1 protein-coding gene and 1 pseudogene are annotated in these 550 nt (G+C 46.5%); both read right to left on the bottom strand.

Translation table 11 applies throughout. From position 1 onward, the window contains the following. A pseudogene (locus A3750_RS18035) lies at window positions 1-331 on the bottom strand (hypothetical protein); the annotation flags it as partial. A gap of 91 nt (window positions 332-422) precedes the next feature. Further along, window positions 423-550: histidinol dehydrogenase (locus A3750_RS25405; protein WP_156498707.1), on the bottom strand; the 128-nt coding region annotated here is incomplete at its 5' end.

Genomic DNA, 550 nt, shown 5'->3' with positions numbered 1-550 from the left:
GAATCTGGATAATCTCATCAGAACCGTTACCAAGTAGAATTTCAAACTCAGCATCCGACGACGCTTCAAGCGCATCCAAATTAAGCAATGCGCGAATTCCAGCCTTGAGCTCTTTACAAGAAGGATCGGGATAACGATTAACATCGACCCGTTTCATTTTCTCTAGCCATTCTTGCTCCAAGGTTCCAGGCCATGGGTTTGGATTTTCCATTGCATCGAGCTTGAGAAAACCGGAAGAGTCCGGCACATGATAAGAATGCATTGCTTTAATCTCCTCGCGAACCAAAGATTCTGCGAGAGCATCTGCATTAAACGAGAGAGTGCTTGCCATAGAACACCTAAAGATTTTATAACTCAAGGTGCCGAAGTAAAACGCTTCGACACACCTATTTTTATTCGAGCCAATGCGGCATCGTTAACATCTACTTGATGCGATACTCTGCCGACCGGGCGTGCGCACTCAAGCCCTCTCCGCGGGCCAAAACCGAAGCAACCTTACCCTGCTCGCTCGCACCATCTTCAGAGAAATAAATAATTGATGACCGCTTCT

The organism is Oleiphilus sp. HI0079 (assembly GCF_001635105.1).
The sequence above is the reverse complement of the archived record's forward strand: the minus strand, read 5'-3'. Positions and strand labels throughout refer to the sequence as shown.